Source organism: Parachlamydia sp. (genome assembly GCF_050255895.1).
Classification (GTDB): domain Bacteria; phylum Chlamydiota; class Chlamydiia; order Chlamydiales; family Parachlamydiaceae; genus Parachlamydia; species Parachlamydia acanthamoebae.
Genome location: NZ_JBFWIR010000009.1, coordinates 15,566 through 31,498, shown reverse-complemented (window position 1 = coordinate 31,498; position 15,933 = coordinate 15,566). Strand labels below are relative to the sequence as shown.

General features: G+C 38.9%; 16 protein-coding genes. 12 read left to right on the top strand and 4 right to left on the bottom strand.

Annotation, left to right across the window (positions count from 1 at the left end; genetic code table 11):
- Positions 1–10: 10 nt before the first annotated feature.
- The 11 genes from AB7E63_RS02760 to AB7E63_RS02710 all read left to right on the top strand — a co-directional run bounded on the left by AB7E63_RS02760 (position 11) and on the right by AB7E63_RS02710 (position 9,912).
- On the top strand, positions 11–1,051 hold the full coding sequence (locus tag AB7E63_RS02760) for a hypothetical protein (protein ID WP_428418648.1): 1,041 nt from the start codon (positions 11–13) through the stop codon (positions 1,049–1,051).
- 250 nt (positions 1,052–1,301) lie between these two features.
- Positions 1,302–2,384, top strand: coding sequence for a site-specific integrase (locus AB7E63_RS02755; protein ID WP_013925210.1), 1,083 nt, complete (start codon positions 1,302–1,304; stop codon positions 2,382–2,384).
- Positions 2,368–3,060, top strand: coding sequence for a hypothetical protein (locus tag AB7E63_RS02750; protein WP_428418646.1), 693 nt, complete (start codon positions 2,368–2,370; stop codon positions 3,058–3,060). Before AB7E63_RS02755 ends, AB7E63_RS02750 begins: the two co-directional genes overlap by 17 nt.
- On the top strand, positions 3,057–3,350 hold the full coding sequence (locus AB7E63_RS02745; protein ID WP_013925212.1) for a PDDEXK nuclease domain-containing protein: 294 nt from the start codon (positions 3,057–3,059) through the stop codon (positions 3,348–3,350). Before AB7E63_RS02750 ends, AB7E63_RS02745 begins: the two co-directional genes overlap by 4 nt.
- Before the next feature lie 101 nt (positions 3,351–3,451).
- Positions 3,452–4,435 (top strand): alpha/beta fold hydrolase, encoded by a 984-nt coding sequence (locus tag AB7E63_RS02740; protein WP_428418644.1) that lies wholly within the window; start codon positions 3,452–3,454, stop codon positions 4,433–4,435.
- 15 nt (positions 4,436–4,450) lie between these two features.
- Positions 4,451–5,392, top strand: coding sequence for a GNAT family N-acetyltransferase (locus AB7E63_RS02735; RefSeq protein WP_428418642.1), 942 nt, complete (start codon positions 4,451–4,453; stop codon positions 5,390–5,392).
- Positions 5,393–5,411: 19 nt separating this feature from the next.
- Positions 5,412–6,311, top strand: coding sequence for a DUF6602 domain-containing protein (locus AB7E63_RS02730; RefSeq protein ID WP_428418640.1), 900 nt, complete (start codon positions 5,412–5,414; stop codon positions 6,309–6,311).
- A gap of 805 nt (positions 6,312–7,116) precedes the next feature.
- Entirely contained in the window at positions 7,117–8,211 is a 1,095-nt protein-coding gene (locus AB7E63_RS02725) for a hypothetical protein (RefSeq protein WP_144016260.1), read from the top strand.
- Positions 8,212–8,221: 10 nt separating this feature from the next.
- Positions 8,222–8,911, top strand: coding sequence for a hypothetical protein (locus AB7E63_RS02720; RefSeq protein WP_059359265.1), 690 nt, complete (start codon positions 8,222–8,224; stop codon positions 8,909–8,911).
- Between the two features lie 124 nt (positions 8,912–9,035).
- Positions 9,036–9,353 (top strand): class I SAM-dependent methyltransferase, encoded by a 318-nt coding sequence (locus AB7E63_RS02715; protein WP_226987398.1) that lies wholly within the window; start codon positions 9,036–9,038, stop codon positions 9,351–9,353.
- 10 nt (positions 9,354–9,363) lie between these two features.
- Positions 9,364–9,912, top strand: a complete 549-nt coding sequence (locus AB7E63_RS02710) for a class I SAM-dependent methyltransferase (RefSeq protein ID WP_226987399.1) — start codon at positions 9,364–9,366, stop codon at positions 9,910–9,912.
- 137 nt (positions 9,913–10,049) lie between these two features.
- On the opposite strand, the gene AB7E63_RS02705 is transcribed toward AB7E63_RS02710, so the two are convergent.
- Both AB7E63_RS02705 and AB7E63_RS02700 read right to left on the bottom strand, forming a co-directional pair.
- Positions 10,050–10,967: a TIGR01777 family oxidoreductase gene (locus tag AB7E63_RS02705; protein WP_013925221.1), complete on the bottom strand. Its 918-nt coding sequence runs from the start codon at positions 10,965–10,967 to the stop codon at positions 10,050–10,052.
- A 22-nt stretch (positions 10,968–10,989) separates the two neighbouring features.
- Entirely contained in the window at positions 10,990–11,571 is a 582-nt protein-coding gene (locus tag AB7E63_RS02700; RefSeq protein WP_428418636.1) for a thioredoxin family protein, read from the bottom strand.
- 240 nt (positions 11,572–11,811) lie between these two features.
- Here AB7E63_RS02700 and AB7E63_RS02695 point away from each other — a divergent pair, with 240 nt between their 5' ends.
- Positions 11,812–12,450 (top strand): tetratricopeptide repeat protein, encoded by a 639-nt coding sequence (locus AB7E63_RS02695; protein ID WP_039377226.1) that lies wholly within the window; start codon positions 11,812–11,814, stop codon positions 12,448–12,450.
- Between the two features lie 45 nt (positions 12,451–12,495).
- On the opposite strand, the gene AB7E63_RS02690 is transcribed toward AB7E63_RS02695, so the two are convergent.
- Together AB7E63_RS02690 and AB7E63_RS02685 are read right to left on the bottom strand one after the other, a co-directional pair.
- Positions 12,496–13,920 carry a cryptochrome/photolyase family protein gene (locus AB7E63_RS02690; RefSeq protein WP_006340198.1) on the bottom strand — a complete coding sequence of 475 codons (1,425 nt, stop codon included), beginning with the start codon at positions 13,918–13,920 and terminating at the stop codon, positions 12,496–12,498.
- A gap of 9 nt (positions 13,921–13,929) precedes the next feature.
- On the bottom strand, positions 13,930–15,780 hold the full coding sequence (locus tag AB7E63_RS02685; RefSeq protein WP_039377229.1) for a hypothetical protein: 1,851 nt from the start codon (positions 15,778–15,780) through the stop codon (positions 13,930–13,932).
- Between the last annotated feature and the right edge of the window lie 153 nt (positions 15,781–15,933).

The window sequence follows — 15,933 nt, the reverse complement described above, 5'->3', positions numbered from 1 at the left end:
ATGATTTTGAATGGTTGATCGAATTTTTATTGACAATGGATTACTAAACACTTTGTGTAAAGATACTAAGGGCAATCTCTGGAATAGTTTTTTAGATACAATGAACTCTAGAGGGTTCTCTTTGGAGGATCGCAGAAACTGCTTTGCAACAGACATTTTTTTATTCTTAGAATTCATTGGGCTTGGAAAAATTCTTGAAAAAACATCCTCTACATTACTCCCAACCATTAAAAGCTCTATTATTGATCTCTTTCGCCAGACAAAATCTGTTGAAATTACCGACATAAATAAAGTCTTGGATAATGCATTTGTCCAATGTTTCTCCGCATGCAAGGCTCTTCCTGAGATCAACCCTCAAGCTTTACTTACCCAACACAAAGATCACCTTAGTCATTTTCCCGGAGAAGGAGCTAAATTTTTGGACCGAATCATTTCTGATTCATACTTGGAAAATCTTCAAAATCATCCTCAGGATATGCATGATAGTATTAGTCGACACCTTGCTTGGCAGTTACTTACCACAATTCTTCGGACTATATTTAATGAAGTCTCAATAAGCAGCCAGCCAGATTTAGTATTAAGACTTTTTGAACCCATGATGGCTAGCATACATCACGCTGTTTTGAGTTATGGCGTCCAACTAAATTTCTTCCGACTCGCCGAAGCGATGTACCTATCTACGATCCGGCAATATGAAAAAAAATTAACTCAACCAGATGTGATATGGCTGCAAGAGTATAGACAGAAACATCAAACTCGAAAAAGAGGCGACCTCGCTGATTGTATTTATTTAGATCGAGCTATTCTTGGATATATAGAAGTAGAAAATGGGGAGCTCAGACAATCTCCCATTACTGTCTTAACAATGGATGACTCAACTGATGTTTTCAACCGGTTAAAGCTTTTCCGCAATGTTCTAGAAAAACTTCAATCAGAGGTTAAGGACTGGCGGCTCAATCCTGTTTACTCGTGCAAAGTTATTTGTTTAGAACAACACCTCCTGTATAAAGAAACCGTTGAGCACGCGATCCAGCCCACCTCTTCTCTATAAAACTAGCAATTAACCAGTAGCCAAGAAGGTCAAAGTGTGAAGTCTTTCCTTCATTCCAGACCAGTCAAAAGTTCTGAACCCGTCCAATCGCCCCCACTTTTTTCTAATACGTGTGAGCACGATTAAGCTTGATATTCAAGCCTTTTCAAGTTAAGATTTGTCATTGCGGTGCAAGGGCGGTTTAACAAAAAACAATCTTAACACACACGATCCAACCGCTCAGACCATAAACATCAAGAGGTTTGAGCAAATGGCTTCAATACAAAAACGTAAAAATAAAAATGGAACTAGCCACTGGCGTGCAGTTGTTCGCTTAAAAGGCTACCCTACCGTCTGCAATCATTTTGACAGAAAGCAAGAGGCTGAGGATTGGGCACAAGAAGTTGAACGCCAAATCAAGATAGGACAGTTCAAGTTTGACCGAGTTAACACCCACCGTACTTTTGCTGATCTTGTTCAGCGTTATATATCTGATGGTACATTAGAGCATCTAAGAGCACAGAGAGATGCTATCCGCCATATGAACTACTGGAAAGAACGACTTTCTGGCTATGCGCTTGTTCATGTCACGCCAGAACTATTATCCAAGGAAAGACAGCGACTCATAGATATGCCAACCCTTAAAGGCAAAAAGCGCACCTCTGCCACGGTCAACCGCTATATTGCGGCGCTATCTTCTTGCTTAACTTATGCCTGTCGTCGGCTGCGCTGGATTGATGAGAATCCTTGCTTCAACCTGATCAAGCTAAAAGAATCTAAAGGAAGAGATCGCATCTTATCAGAGGATGAAGCATCACGGTTGATCAACTCTTGCCGAGAGAGCAGCAATCCCTACCTCTATTGCATTGTTTTGATGGCCATTACAACAGGTATGCGACAGGGAGAAATCTTACAGCTTAGGTGGGATCAAATAGACTTCAAGAACCAGCTTGCACACTTGAAAGAAACTAAAAATGGCCGACCAAGAAGTGTTCCTTTAGTAGATGAGGTTATTGAGGAGTTGAAACAGCTGCATGAGGCTAAAGATCTTCACAAGCAGTTAGTTTTTGCAAGCAAGACAGCTTTTGGCGAGATTGATATCAAGAAGCCTTGGCAAGCTGCTTTAGCTCGTGCGGGTATCATCAATCTACGTTTTCACGACATCAGGCATAGTTTTGCCACCTTAGCAGCAAGGCAAGGAGCCTCCAATCTTGAGCTTGCCACAGCTATGGGGCATCGGACTTTACAAATGCTCCAACGCTACACACATCTGGAAGCAGATCTTGTAAGAAAGTATTCCGAAGGCATCACCAAAAATCTCAATGTCGGAGCTATGAATGAACAAAGAGCTTGAACCATTGAAAGAGATTTTACGCGGTTTCTTATCTCAAATGAAGAAAAAAGAAGAAATGTGGAAGGCATTAGGTAAAAATATTGCAGGGACTTCTGGTTTTGGAGATGAAGACACGGACCCATGGCCTCGTAAAGAGGCCTGTTGTTGGATATTTGCTGATCTATATGATCATTTCGGTCGGTTTGATCGCACTGCACCTATTGTTGATGCAATGCATGAATTGGCTTTACCGCACTACAAAGGATGGTGGAACCTAAACCGGGACATTCAAATTTATCCTCAACTAATTATTCAACCCCCAACGAAAGAAGAAACTCTAAAAGATTATCTAGAAAGAATTTCATCCGAAATTCATGAAGACAGGTATTGCAAATCAGTTAAGTGGCGCTCTCTTCGTTCTCTAATCTCATATTTAAGAGAGGAGATTTATCCACTTGATGAACGAGGATGTATTGAAGAAGTTTTTCCTGAAGAAATGAAGCTAATCAATGGCAAAATAGCAAAAGAAAACCCACCTACAGCTTACCCAATTGATATTTACACCACAGCAGAAATTTTAAAAGGCTTGGTTGGAGAGATATTAAATGGCAGGCCAAATGCTCAATTTTGTGCGGCAGAAGCCCTCGGACTTTCTATCAAGGAGGAAAATTCGATAGTCGCGATGCTGGACAAATGAGTGCGTATCTTTCGGCTGTAGACGATCAGCTTAAACGTAGTGATGATCAACCAAGTATTGGGATTATCTTATGCAAGACAAAGGACAATATCTTTGCTGAGTACGTTTTAAGGAACTTTAATCGACCTATTGGGGTGGCAGAATTTGAAGTGAAAGTGGTTGAAAAGCTGCCAAAAAAGCTTAAGTCAAGCCTGCCCACAGTTGAAGAGATTGAAGCCGAATTAAGCACAGTCCCCGAAAGCCAAAAGAAACCGAAAAAGACCAAAACAAAAAAGTCTAACAGCCGTTAGACAAATTGGCTGGTTTAGAATGAATTTTAACTGAGATGTTGGCATAATGACCTTCCGTAAAAGAGAAGAGTTAAAAAAAATATATAGAAGGAATCCAACCAATGAAGGCTTTATCAAAGTCAATATTTGCTCTCTTATTATTAGGGTTAGGGTTTACAGGTTTTGCAAACGAACAAACCCCAAAATCAAATGTGGCGCAACAACAGCAAAGCTTTGTTAAGGTCAAGGATGGCTGCCTGTATTATAATGAAATTGGTCAAGGTATTCCAATAATCGTTGTTCACGGTGGTCCTGGCTTGGATCATGGATACTTACAACCCCAGCTATCACAGCTAGCTGCAAATCATAAGTTAATCTTTTATGACCAACGCGGCTCAGGAAAGTCTCTTGAAACGCCATTGGATGAAGACCATATCAATATTCATCAGTTTGTTGAGGATTTAGAAGACTTACGCAAATCGCTTGGCCTCAATAAATTTGTCTTAATGGGACATTCATGGGGTGGACTGCTTGCAATGCAATACGCTGTTGACCACCAAGATCATTTAATTGGACTAATCTTATTGAATAGCGCTCCTGCGGACTACAAAGGACAAAAAGCTTTCATAGATGAATTTGGAGCGAGAACTAAAAATATTCATAATGATATCAAGCCTCTATTTGCATACGAAGACTTCAAAAAATTAAACGCCATGCAAATATCAGATTTATACCGAAAATTGTTTTCTGTTTATGTTTACAATCCTAAGGACATTAAAGATTTAAGTCTGAATTTTAGCGTAGCATCTGGACAAAGCGGCTTTAAAGTAATGGAAGAGATGTCAAAGACATCCTGGCTCCGACCAAATATTGACCTATTTCCAAGCCTCAAAAAGCTATCAGTGCCAACTTTTATCCTTCATGGCAAGCAAGATATTGTACCTGTCTGGACAGCCCAAGAGATAAAAGATGCGATTCCTCAATCTGAAATCGTTGTATTAGATGATTGTGATCACTTTCCCTACATCGAACAACCATCCCAGTTTTTTGATGAATTGAATCATTTCTTAGACAAACTCCAAATCCAAGCAGCTGGTTGCAATTGAAGCGAGGAGTCATACGTGACAGTTAAAACAGAGCGGTTGATTTTACGCCCTTGGCAAGACTCTGACTTGACAGCATTTGCAGCTCTAAATGCTGATCCTAGAGTTCGAGAGTTTTTTCCTGGCCTTTTGAGCCGTGAAGAAAGTGACCATTCCGTCAAACTTGCCTCCGATCATATCGCCAGGTGTGGATGGGGCTTTTGGGCTGCTTCTTTAATTGAAACTGGCGAATTCATCGGTTTTATTGGTCTAGAAGACGTCTATTTTCAAGCACATTTTACGCCAGCAGTTGAGATAGGCTGGAGACTTGCTTTTAACCATTGGGGAAAAGGTTATGCAACAGAAGGTGCAAAAGCCGCTTTAAAATACGGATTTGAAACTCTTAGGTTAGATCAAATTGTTTCATTCTCGACTATGGGTAATATGTGCTCTAGGCATGTTATGGAAAAGATTGGCATGCACCACCGCACTCAAGATGATTTCGATCATCCAAATTGGTGCCGAGAACGCACAGGTTTTAACTACAAAATCGGGGATTTTGGATGTGGAGAAGCCAAATTAGCTGAAGCGATAAACGGTACGCACACCATCTATTCATTTGATCACATTGCGATCAATGATAACGTCATCGCATGCGATTTGGCTAACGTCCCACTTGAAGACGAAATTTTAGATGTAGCTCTCTTTTCCTTATCTTTAATGGGAAAAAACTTCTCAGACTATCTAAAAGAAGCTCAAAGAACACTGCGACTCGACGGTATTCTTATCATCTTTGAGCCAACTTCTCGATTCATAAACGACAAAGGTACCGACCACTCCACTCAATTCGCAAAAGACTTAGAGCAGTTTGGATTTTCAGGCGGTACAGTCGAAACGCTCGGTCTTTTTACGCGTATTCAAGCAATAAAACGATTCAAGAATCCAAGAAGTGACATAATTATTGCATTTAAAAACCACTAATTTTTCATAGGTAAGCTGAATGGCTAAAAAAATTAAAAAAAAAATCACTCCTGATCGTCAGACCATTTTCAACGCAGCTAAAGATAATCTCAATGCTCTTGTAAAACATCATTTATTCGCGCACAAAATTGGAAATATCAGAGCTAGTGGGGATTTTATAGAGAGTGGATTTCGCTCATTGCTACGACAAATCCTCCCTAAACGCTTCTACGTTACTTCTGGTCACATATGGAATGGGGATACTCAAAAAATTTCCGGTCAATGCGACATAATTATCGCAGATACTAACGTTGTTCACTCTTTAATGCTTGCCGAAAATACCGAAGTTCAATTCGATGTAATACCAGTCGAAGCAGTCGTAGGAGTCTTTGAAGTAAAATCTAAGCTCAGTTTTACCCAAAGCGATTCACAGTCGATTCATAAATCATTAAATCATCTGGATGAAATAAAAAAACAGGCTGCTTTAGATAAAACGAACCAGCTGAGAATTTTACCAGGAGGATTCGTATTGGGTGATTTATGCGGAGGTTTCTATACAAATCCTCTTCTAGGGATTTTATCGGCGGATTGTTCAGATGGATTTAATAACCCTAGCAAGGTAAGTGCTCTTGCACCTCTGTATGATAAGGCTCAAATTGATATTATCTTGAGTGCCAGCGGCTTCCTCCTGGCTCCTACAGTATCTGAAAATAAATTCCGTATTGATCCAGCTGGGAACCGTTTTTTACAAGGTAGCTCAACATATGAATATCTTTTTACTGAAAAAGACAATCAATTTGCTCTTGCTACAGGTATAGGGCTAATTCTTGATTATTTATCCAGGACTGCAGGACGCCCTATCAAAAATATTTCAAATTACTTCTTCCCACAAGAAAACCAGAATTTGTTCCAAACAAAGAAACAAATTCAGTCACCCTAAGAAGGAATAAAGCCCTTGTACGCATAAAACTGGCAATTAACCACTAGCTAAGCAGGTCAAAACGTGAAGTTTTTCCTTCATTCCAACCCAATCAAAAGTTCTGAAGCCGTCCAATCGCCCCCATCTTTCCCAAATTCCTTTGTTTTTATTTTCTCTTAGGAAATATCTCCTCATCTTCTAACAACTTCTTCAATGTGAAAACCATCCAAAAAGTCGATCCGCCCTGCAGGGGCAGCATAATTGAAAATCACAACTTTTTCATTTAAATTCATTTCACTTAACCTTGAAAATCGGCTTGAGAGTAGCTCCATACCAAACTTAAAATGTGTGATTTAAAACTCATCCAGACATCACGATGTTCCGTACAATTGAACTAAATTTTCAAGCAAATTTCTTGATTGAATTCCCAGGCGAGATTCCAATACTTCAAGAAATTGGATCTAAAAACGCCTTTCAAGAATTTGTGATCCCTTCTCTTAACGTTAATCATGAAATTGATCAATTCATTTAGATCGTCATTTACAGTTTGAATTAAAAAAATTCGAATTGGTGTATTTTGCAAATAGATACTAAAAAGAGACAATTATTAAACATTTTTCAATTTTCGAATAAACACTAAAATCTCTTCTCACCTTTTTGTGGGCATTCGATCAAAACACTTTCTCTCCAATTGTTCCCTACTTATATTGGCTCTATTCAGAAATAAGGCGTTTTAATATTATTTCGCCGATGCATTAAATTTACATCGACGTTGATGAGTTCAATACTTGTACAAAGTCGAGATTACAACATGAGAGAGGTAGCAATGTCAATGTTTGTACGCCCCGGAGGATTAGGATTTAGTGATAGTTTCACTGCATTAGATATCAAAAACCGAGCAGATAGAGATGGGATTGAGAGAAAAAAAGCTAAGATGCGGGAAAAATCTCGGACAACGCTTTCTGAAATAGATGAACTGGCAAAATCCTGTTCGACTACTCAGGATAAAGAGTTTCTAGTAGAATTAAAAAAAGTATGCCTATCAATATTTCAAACGATTAAAGAATTTCCCACAAATTCAAGTGCAATAGAATTAAAATCCCAAATAAATTCATTGACAGCTCATACATTTGAAAAACTAAAATATTTTGTTACTGATGATGAAGATATTCAGGTCGAGTTAATTCACACAGTGAAACCTCTTCTGCAAAAAGAAGTCAATTACCATTATGACTGCTTTTTACAAGCACAAACACCACCTGATGATCCTGCATTCTACGAATTTTTGGATATGAGAAAAGATTCCAAGGTCAAACTAGCCAAAGAAGAGGCGTTAAATAAGATTAAGATATTGCTTAGCGAGGGTAGTAAATTTTTTCAGAGAAACGACGTACTCTTATGTGTTGACATTGCCCCATGGGAAAGAGGAAAAGAACTTGACAAGGTATGGGTCAAAGATTTGGCTGATGATCTTAAAGTAGCCTCAATTAAAGCAAATACGATAGCTGAAGCTTTGGAAAAATCAGAATCTCCTGCTCGTTTACAAGGTTCATACCTAAATGGATCTGGACTACCTAAAGTTGTTGTGGTAATTGCTACAGACTCATTACATAAAGCGAAATCTGAAAACAGTCTCTGCGGTCAAAAAGAAGAAATGTGGCTTGATGCGATTGAAGGAATAAGAGGACTTCAAAGAAAAATCATCCCAGTTCGGTTAGGTGCTCATCAAACTTTTTGGCCAAACGGTCGCTATCATCATAATGATTTTCAGGAGCCTTTATTAACACAATTTCCTGTCCCAAGAAAGGGATATTTCACTGTTTTATTTAATGACATCATACAACCATTGATAAAAAAAGAAGACCTTCAAAGATACGCTGAAATTGTCGATACGTTTAATCAAAAAATCAAAGAAAATTAAAGGCAACTCTATGAATAATCTTACCTTTCAAAGACCTTCCGGTGGTTTTTCGGATAAACTGACTAGTGAAACAGTCCAGCAAAAACATGAGGATCAAGAAAAAAAAGTTTATAAAAAAAAGAAAAAAGAAATTCAAAATTACGTTTTAAAATACTTCAATGAAATGTCATGGGAATTTGATACCCAAAATATCGGCCATTCCACACTTTCAAAACTTCAATCTAAAATGACCAAACGGGGATTTTCTTGTAAGCATATGAAGGCAGAGTATTGCCCGGGGGGAATGGGTGACCATGGTGGTTTTACTAAACCAAAACTAATAGTATCTCTTACCGAAAACCCTATTGAAGAAGATGATGGATACTTCAGTGATGGTTGGGAGCCTAAATTTAAAGCGTCGGAAATAAAAAAGAAAATTCAAGAGTCTTTGAATAAGCAATATCAAGAATTAACCTCTAAAATTGAAGCTACAATTCTCAAATATCCCGGGTATCATGAATATACATTAAAACCGAATTCGATTTCACCTATTGTGATGGGATGGGTAAAAGAATCCTTAGAAGAGCGTGGTTTAATTGTGAAGCATGTGAATGAAATGTGCCCAAGTGATATTGGAGGGTCTTACACTGAATTCACCAATTATTGGAAAATCATTAACCCTAAAATTAACAATTATCGAAGCACAGAAATTTATTTATAACGGATAAGAGGATTCAAACCAATCAATTAAGGAGAGGTCGTTAGACCTCTCTAAAAGATCGATTAAAAAAGACAAATTCCTGCTATCCATTGTGTTCAGGAATTTTGATGGTGAGGAGATTTTAATGACCATATCTTATGCAGAAGCAACGACATTCATCAAACCAATCTCTCACGCTCAAGCCCCACATTTTTCGGAAAAAGGGCAAGTCGAACAATATGCCAATAATTCGACATATCAGTGGGATGGTGCCATGAAGATTTTTGAATTATTTAGATTCAATGGAACTGAAAGGGTGCTTGACCTTGGGTGTGGCGATGGAAAAGTGACTGATCATCTTTGCCAACATCGCACCAAAAACCATGTTCGGGGCATTGACATCTCGGAAAAAATGATAGAAAGAGCCTCGCAGAGCTATTTTAATCCACGTCTCACTTTTTAGAGTCGCAGACATGACTAACTTCTCAACTGAAGAAAAATACGATGTTGTTCATGCCGGATATTCTCTTCACTATGGAGATGCAGAAAAAGCTTTGATCTGCATGTTAAGGTGCTTAAAACCCGGTGGAGCAGCTCTTATTACATTACCTGGTAAGTTTGACAGTTCACTGGCTGTTCATTCAGACCGTCTCTCACGATCTGAGAAATGGAAGAATGACTTTAGAGAATTTAAAAGCACACGAACATACTATAATTCTAGAGAATTTTCTGAGTTGCTATATAAAGTGGGGTTTATCCCCAAACATGTTGAGACGATCCTGCAAAAGGTCGAATTTTCCGATCAAGATGCAATAGAAGCCTACTATTTACCAGTTTCCGCCCATGCACACTACCTCCCTGAATTTCAGCGCGCTGACTTTATTTCTGATCTCATTTCGTTAGTTCTAAGTGAAAATTATGAAATTGAGGCCACAGAAAAACCCTTTATCTATCAAAATAAGCTAGAAGTGATCGCTATCAAACCCAGCTCAGAATGCTGTGCACTGTTTACTGACAAATAGATGGTTCCTCCACAAGATAGATATTCCTCTTCTAGTTGACCCATATTATGGGTCAACTAGAAGAGGTTCTGTATCTATTTCAAGTCCTAATTTTCATAAAACTAGATGGAGAAAAAGTTTTTCCTGGACTACTGGTATTAAGACGTTAGCGCATGGTGTTCAACTTCGAGCAAAGCGTGTAAAGCGTCTTCCAATTTTGGATGAGCAAAAGTAAAAGACGATTCTAACAGTTTTTTTGGTTCTACACGAATGCTACTTAATAATAATTCCTCTGCCATTTCACCAAAGATAACGCGTGCAGCGAAAGCTGGCATTGATAAAATGGTGGGACGATTTAAGGCTTTGCCTAAAGCATGTGTAAATTCCTGATTCGTCACAGGAAAAGGCGATACCATATTGACTGGCCCCTTTAAAGAAGGAGTTTTAATGACATGATCGATGGCATGCATAAGGTCTTGCAGAGTTATCCAACTCATGTATTGTTTTCCTGTCCCTAACATACCTCCTAAACCTAGTTTGAAGGGTAAAAGCATCTGCTTTAAAGCGCCTCCTTTTGGAGTCATAATCAATCCAAATCGTGTACAAACAGTGCGAATGCTTGCAGGAGCTTGTACGGAAGCTTCCCATTCTTTGCAAACTTTCGACAAAAAGCTTGTACCTGCCGGTGAACTTTCATCGAGAATTGCATCTCCTTCCTGGTTCCCGTAATAGCCTATAGCAGAAGCATTAATCCATGTTCGAGGAGGAGCCTTAAGCTGATGCAATGTTTTACTTAATAGTTGGGTGCTCTTCAGCCGACTATTTAAAATTTTCTTCTTCTTAAAGTCATTCCATCTGCCATGCGCAATATTTTCTCCCGCAAGGTTAATTAAAATATCTGTTCCCTCAAGAAGGTCTGAATCAATATTTCCAGCTTCCGGATCCCAACCAATTTCGTCATGAGCCAATCCCCCTTTTTTTCGGACGAGGCGTTTAACAAGATGCCCTTGATCTCTAAAAAAAGAGGTTAAAGCAGCTCCAACTAAACCTGAAGAACCTGAAATTACAATATCCATTCACTCACTCCAATGTTAGAATTCAAACAAGGTCACATGCATCGTCAGGCATCCAATGGGCATCTTTTCCTTCCCATTTAATATTGCATCCAATCGGATTCAACATAGGGGTGGAAATCGATTTCCCTGATAAAAGCTCTGTTAACACGCGATCTAAATCATTTTCTTTCATTTCTTTTGTATTTCGAGGGCGATCAACACCCCTTCCCGTGTAGACTAAAGTGCGATTTTTGTCGAACACATAAAAATGGGGCGTACGGAGAGCACCATATTTTTTTGCCACCTCTTGGCTTTCATCATACAGGTAAAGCCATGGAAAGTGATGCTCTTGCATTCTTTGAACCATGTGCTCAAAAGAATCTTCTGGGTAGGTGTTTTTGCTATTTGAATTGATTCCGACAAATATGACCCCTTGTGGCATAAACTTTTCTGCTGTTTGGTGAGTCACCTCGTCCGATCCAATTACATAGGGGCAATGGTTACATGTAAAAAAGAGTACAAGAACGGGATACTTTTCAAAATCTTTTAAAGCATAGGTTTTTCCATCTGTAGCCGGTAAGGAAAAATTGGGAGCTTTTTCCCCGATAGGTAGCGTAAAAGGCATATTTTCTCTCCAAAACATATATAAGCTTTATTCACGGCGCATTATTTCTTTTTTCCACAATCTTGTCAATTTACCGTTTTTAAATTTTTTATATATTTCCTTTTTTGTGCTTAGAACAGATTAAAACGAACGACTTACGGAAAATTAATTTCCCTAAATTCCTCAATATAGCATACTGGCTCGCACTCGTTAATCATTTGATTTTTATAACAGATATAATTTCAAAAGTATGGAAAATTTATGCAGCAAGACATTGAGGAAAAGGCACAAAAAGGTGATTTACAGGCACAAGCTGAGCTTGGAAGGTACTTTCTTGATCAAGAAAGCTATCCACAAGCTAAATTTTGGTTAGAAAAAGCAGCGATGCAAAATGATGCTTCTTCTCAATATCTTCTCGGCAATATGTACGTTAATGGACTGGATGGAGAACCGAATTACACGCTAGCCAGAGAATGGATCCAAAAAGCCGCTGAGCAAAGAAACGTCGACGCTATGGTAGATCTCAGCTCTTTCTATCAAGATGGCACAGGAGGATGTGAAATCAGTCCTGAAAAAGAAAAGTATTGGCTCGAACAAGCCGCCATTTTAGGCGATGAAGAAGCACAACTTGAACTAGGTTTGATTTTTCAAGCGGAAGAGAATATGGAATCTGCTAAAAAATGGTTTGAGGAAGCTTTTACTGCTTATCAATCAGACCGAGCGGCTTACTTTCTTGGTCGACTATACTTAGAAAATGCTGAAGAAAAAGCAACCAAAGAATTGGCATATGACTGGTTAAAAAAAGCTGTCGATCTTGGAAATGCAAATGCCCTGGGATTCTTAGCAAAACTTCAGGCAACTGAAATGTGGCGCGATATAGAAGATACCCAAGGTTTTTAATCAAATAAAGCCTCTTACACATGAATGTGAAAGAGGCCTTTTGTTTTATCGAGCCGCTTTGATTTCTTCAAAAGCTTCTAACGCTGCCAAGCGAGCTTCATCATGATTAACAATGGGATATGGATAGGTTTGTCCAAGCTTAACACCTGCTTTTTCTAGTACATCTAGAGGTGCTTCCCAGGGTTTATGAATCCATTTATCAGGAAGATTAGCAATTTCAGGGACCCATTTTCTCACATAGCTACCTTCAGGATCGAATTTCTCTCCTTGCGTAATAGGATTGAATATGCGGAAATAGGGAGCGGCATCAGCTCCCGAACCTGCAACCCATTGCCAGCCTAAAGTATTATTCGCTAGATCGGCATCCACAAGGGTATCCCAAAACCATTGTGCCCCTGTTTGCCAAGGAAGAAGCAAGTCTTTTACCAAAAAAGACCCCACCACCATGCGTGCTCGATTGTGCATCCAACCAGTCATCCACAGCTGCCGCATTCCCGCATCAACAAAGGGATAACCTGTCATTCCTTTTTGCCAGACTTTCAACAGTTTTTTATTTTCTTTCCAGGGAAAATAGGCAAACTCTTGTCGTAAAGGCTCTTCTGGGGTTTTAGGAAAATGGTAGAGCAAATGGTAAGCAAAATCACGCCAACCGAGCTGCCTTAAATAGGGTTCGGCTTCTTGGAATCCAAGCTTTTTCACAATTTCATCCCAAACCATTCTGACACTTATTTCACCAAAATGCAGATAGGGCGACAAACGAGACACCCCGGGCAAATCGGGGCGATCCCGCCTTTCATTGTAATCATGTGCTCCCCCTTCAAGAAAGTATGACAAAAATTCTTTAGCATACACACTTCCAGGCTTCCAGGTATGGGCAATCCCCTCATCCCAAGAAGTTGTTGGGAGCAATTTTAAATCTTCGATATGGAGAGAATCGACCTCAACAATCTTTCCTTTCACACCAATGGGTGCCGACAATGGAGCAAGCGGCTGTTCTTTAGCCAAACAATTTTTCCAAAAAAAAGTGAAAACCTGAAAAGGCTTCCCTTGCTTATTTTGAATGCTCCAAGGTTCGTACAATACATTTCCCGGAAAACTTTTAGCTAAAAGGCCTTCTTCCGAAAGCTTTGATTTAACCTGGATGTCCCTTTTAATGGCATAAGGCTCATAGCGCCGTGACCAGAATACGGCATCGGCATTCGTTTCCTTAATCACATCGCGCAAACAATCTAGGCTTTTCCCTTTACGAATGATCAGGGGTAAACCTAAGGATCGTAGATCATTTTCTAAAGACTTTAAAGAATGATGCAGCCACCACTTGCTCGCTCCACCCAAAGGCCAATGCCCTTCTTCTTGAGGAGACCAAATGTAAAGAGGAATGACACTTCCTCTTTGTGCTGCAGCGTCTAGGGCCGGATGATCTTCAATGCGCAAATCTTGACGCATCCATACGATGGTGACTTTTGCCATACTAATTCCTTATGGTTGTACGAATGGACCTACAGAAAGTGTCCCGACTATAGATCCCTCTTTAATTTTTTCATGCAGATTTCCCGGCAGGTAGATTTCAACTTCCTCTCCAGTACTTTGCTTGAAAACTCGGCTCATAGATTTTTCCGTTAATTCCCCTTTTTCCATAGTTTCCTTTTTTCGAAAAGAACCAAAAAAGAATAAGACAAATTTTATCAGAGGAGGGTGAATTTTTTTCGGAGTTCGAGAGACCCCCTTGACTAATTTTTTTAATAAAGGATTAGAGGGCGTGATTTTAAGAATAGACAACTTGTAGTGATTCACAATGATTTTTTTCCCTAAAGCCGCCTTTAACTTAAAGTGGGCCCAATGGGAACAATTTTCCCAAGGAAATTGGAAAATTAAAAATCCTTCGCGAGATAAAAGAATATCTTGGCGAATCAATTCCATTAATTTTTTCCCTAAATCTTCTTCGACTAAATAGGGAACCGAGGCTTGTTGACGTCGGGAATAGCATTGATTTTCATCGCCATAAGCAATCTTTCCCTCAAAAGTCCCCATAATAAATTTTAAGCGGCCCAAAAATCCTTTAGGAAATTGGCTGGCAAATTTGCCAATAGGTACTAGCATATAGTGATCTGGTCCTGCTGGAATATAAATATCTAAATATCCGTGGTTTGCATCCAAATCTAATCCAGGAGATTCCTTGGATGCCTTCTCTATCACTAGCCATTTACCTCCATTCAGGTGTCCAGCTACGTCTGTTGCACAGCCTTCTTTATTGATTGCTTGGGGATGACGTCGGCTCACCTCTTGTCGACTCACAATTTCAAATACTGGATAACGTTCCCACCATGGAATGTTCGGTTGAGTCATGTCAATTGGTTCATAACAATTTTTTTCGGCATTATAGTGATCATGCACGTGCACATTAAAACGTGTCACGCCATTAGGGCCAAAAATTGCAAAATTGCCTGGATCATCATTTTTTGCTTTAAAAACGTCTAAAACATTTTTAATATCAACTTTGAGATGTCCATCGAATGTCACAGAGCTCTTTTCATCTAAAATATTGACTTTTTTGCCTTCAACTTTAAGGGTAACCACTTTTCGCTGGATACTTCCATCTCGTTCCGTTTCTACTGAAAGTAATTGTTTTCCGAAACGTCCAATCCATCCAACTAATAAACATTCTTCCATCCTCTTATAAATAGAATAGAATTCAATATATTCCTGAACACCGTAGCGATCACGCAAAAGCCTTTTAAAGCATTCTTCCTTTTGATAAGGATCTTTCAGGAGCATTTTCACAAATTTAGGATATTGACAGAGATTTCTTATAATGTTCTGCTCTGTTGGTGTAATCGCTTTTTCGGAATAAACGGTTTGTCGTTCTTTCCATCCCTTAAAAGCTTCTGTAATCGCATCCTTAAGCTGCTCGTCGATGTGTTCGGCTTTTTGTAAATCAAGCCCCCCTAATTCCTTTCCAACTCGATACTTTAAGGCTATTGTACGCATCTTTAAGGCTCTTAGAGCACCTTGATTTTTTTTAGAGTTGGAAGATTGTAAGCGTTTTTTAATCTCTTTTGAAGCTTTCAAAATTCCTTCAAATTTTTCCTTTTGTTTGTTTTCAATTACTCCTTGAGTGGAAAACACAACAGGAATGCGCTCTTGCTGATCTAAAAAAGCATTAAAAGCTTTTGCTACTTCACGCATGCGCGTTTGTTCTAAGCGAAAAAGGCGTCGACAAAATGATTTAGCACCTTTTTCAATGTGCCATTCATTATTTTGATAACGAATCGCTTTATCTTGTTCTAACATCTGGGTGAATTCGGATAAGTTCTCTTCTATTTTTGCCATTTTAAAACTCTTATGGTGTAATCGGTCGTTTATTTATGTTCAGATATGAAATTTTATGCAACAAAGACTCAACTTTTTTTAACAAAACCTCCTCAGGAAAAAGAAAATTAGAAAATGGTATTGGTATGTAAAAAAATAAAAGATTCAGCTAAA

Coding starts and splice junctions, on each gene's coding strand:
- AB7E63_RS02740 (WP_428418644.1), top strand. CDS start 3,452: ATGAAGGCTTTATCAAAGTCAATATTTGCTCTCTTATTATTAGGGTTA.
- AB7E63_RS02745 (WP_013925212.1), top strand. CDS start 3,057: ATGAGTGCGTATCTTTCGGCTGTAGACGATCAGCTTAAACGTAGTGAT.
- AB7E63_RS02710 (WP_226987399.1), top strand. CDS start 9,364: ATGACTAACTTCTCAACTGAAGAAAAATACGATGTTGTTCATGCCGGA.
- AB7E63_RS02750 (WP_428418646.1), top strand. CDS start 2,368: ATGAACAAAGAGCTTGAACCATTGAAAGAGATTTTACGCGGTTTCTTA.
- AB7E63_RS02730 (WP_428418640.1), top strand. CDS start 5,412: ATGGCTAAAAAAATTAAAAAAAAAATCACTCCTGATCGTCAGACCATT.
- AB7E63_RS02705 (WP_013925221.1), bottom strand. CDS start 10,967: ATGGATATTGTAATTTCAGGTTCTTCAGGTTTAGTTGGAGCTGCTTTA.
- AB7E63_RS02725 (WP_144016260.1), top strand. CDS start 7,117: ATGTCAATGTTTGTACGCCCCGGAGGATTAGGATTTAGTGATAGTTTC.
- AB7E63_RS02695 (WP_039377226.1), top strand. CDS start 11,812: ATGCAGCAAGACATTGAGGAAAAGGCACAAAAAGGTGATTTACAGGCA.
- AB7E63_RS02720 (WP_059359265.1), top strand. CDS start 8,222: ATGAATAATCTTACCTTTCAAAGACCTTCCGGTGGTTTTTCGGATAAA.
- AB7E63_RS02755 (WP_013925210.1), top strand. CDS start 1,302: ATGGCTTCAATACAAAAACGTAAAAATAAAAATGGAACTAGCCACTGG.
- AB7E63_RS02760 (WP_428418648.1), top strand. CDS start 11: ATGGTTGATCGAATTTTTATTGACAATGGATTACTAAACACTTTGTGT.
- AB7E63_RS02685 (WP_039377229.1), bottom strand. CDS start 15,780: ATGGCAAAAATAGAAGAGAACTTATCCGAATTCACCCAGATGTTAGAA.
- AB7E63_RS02690 (WP_006340198.1), bottom strand. CDS start 13,920: ATGGCAAAAGTCACCATCGTATGGATGCGTCAAGATTTGCGCATTGAA.
- AB7E63_RS02700 (WP_428418636.1), bottom strand. CDS start 11,571: ATGCCTTTTACGCTACCTATCGGGGAAAAAGCTCCCAATTTTTCCTTA.
- AB7E63_RS02715 (WP_226987398.1), top strand. CDS start 9,036: ATGACCATATCTTATGCAGAAGCAACGACATTCATCAAACCAATCTCT.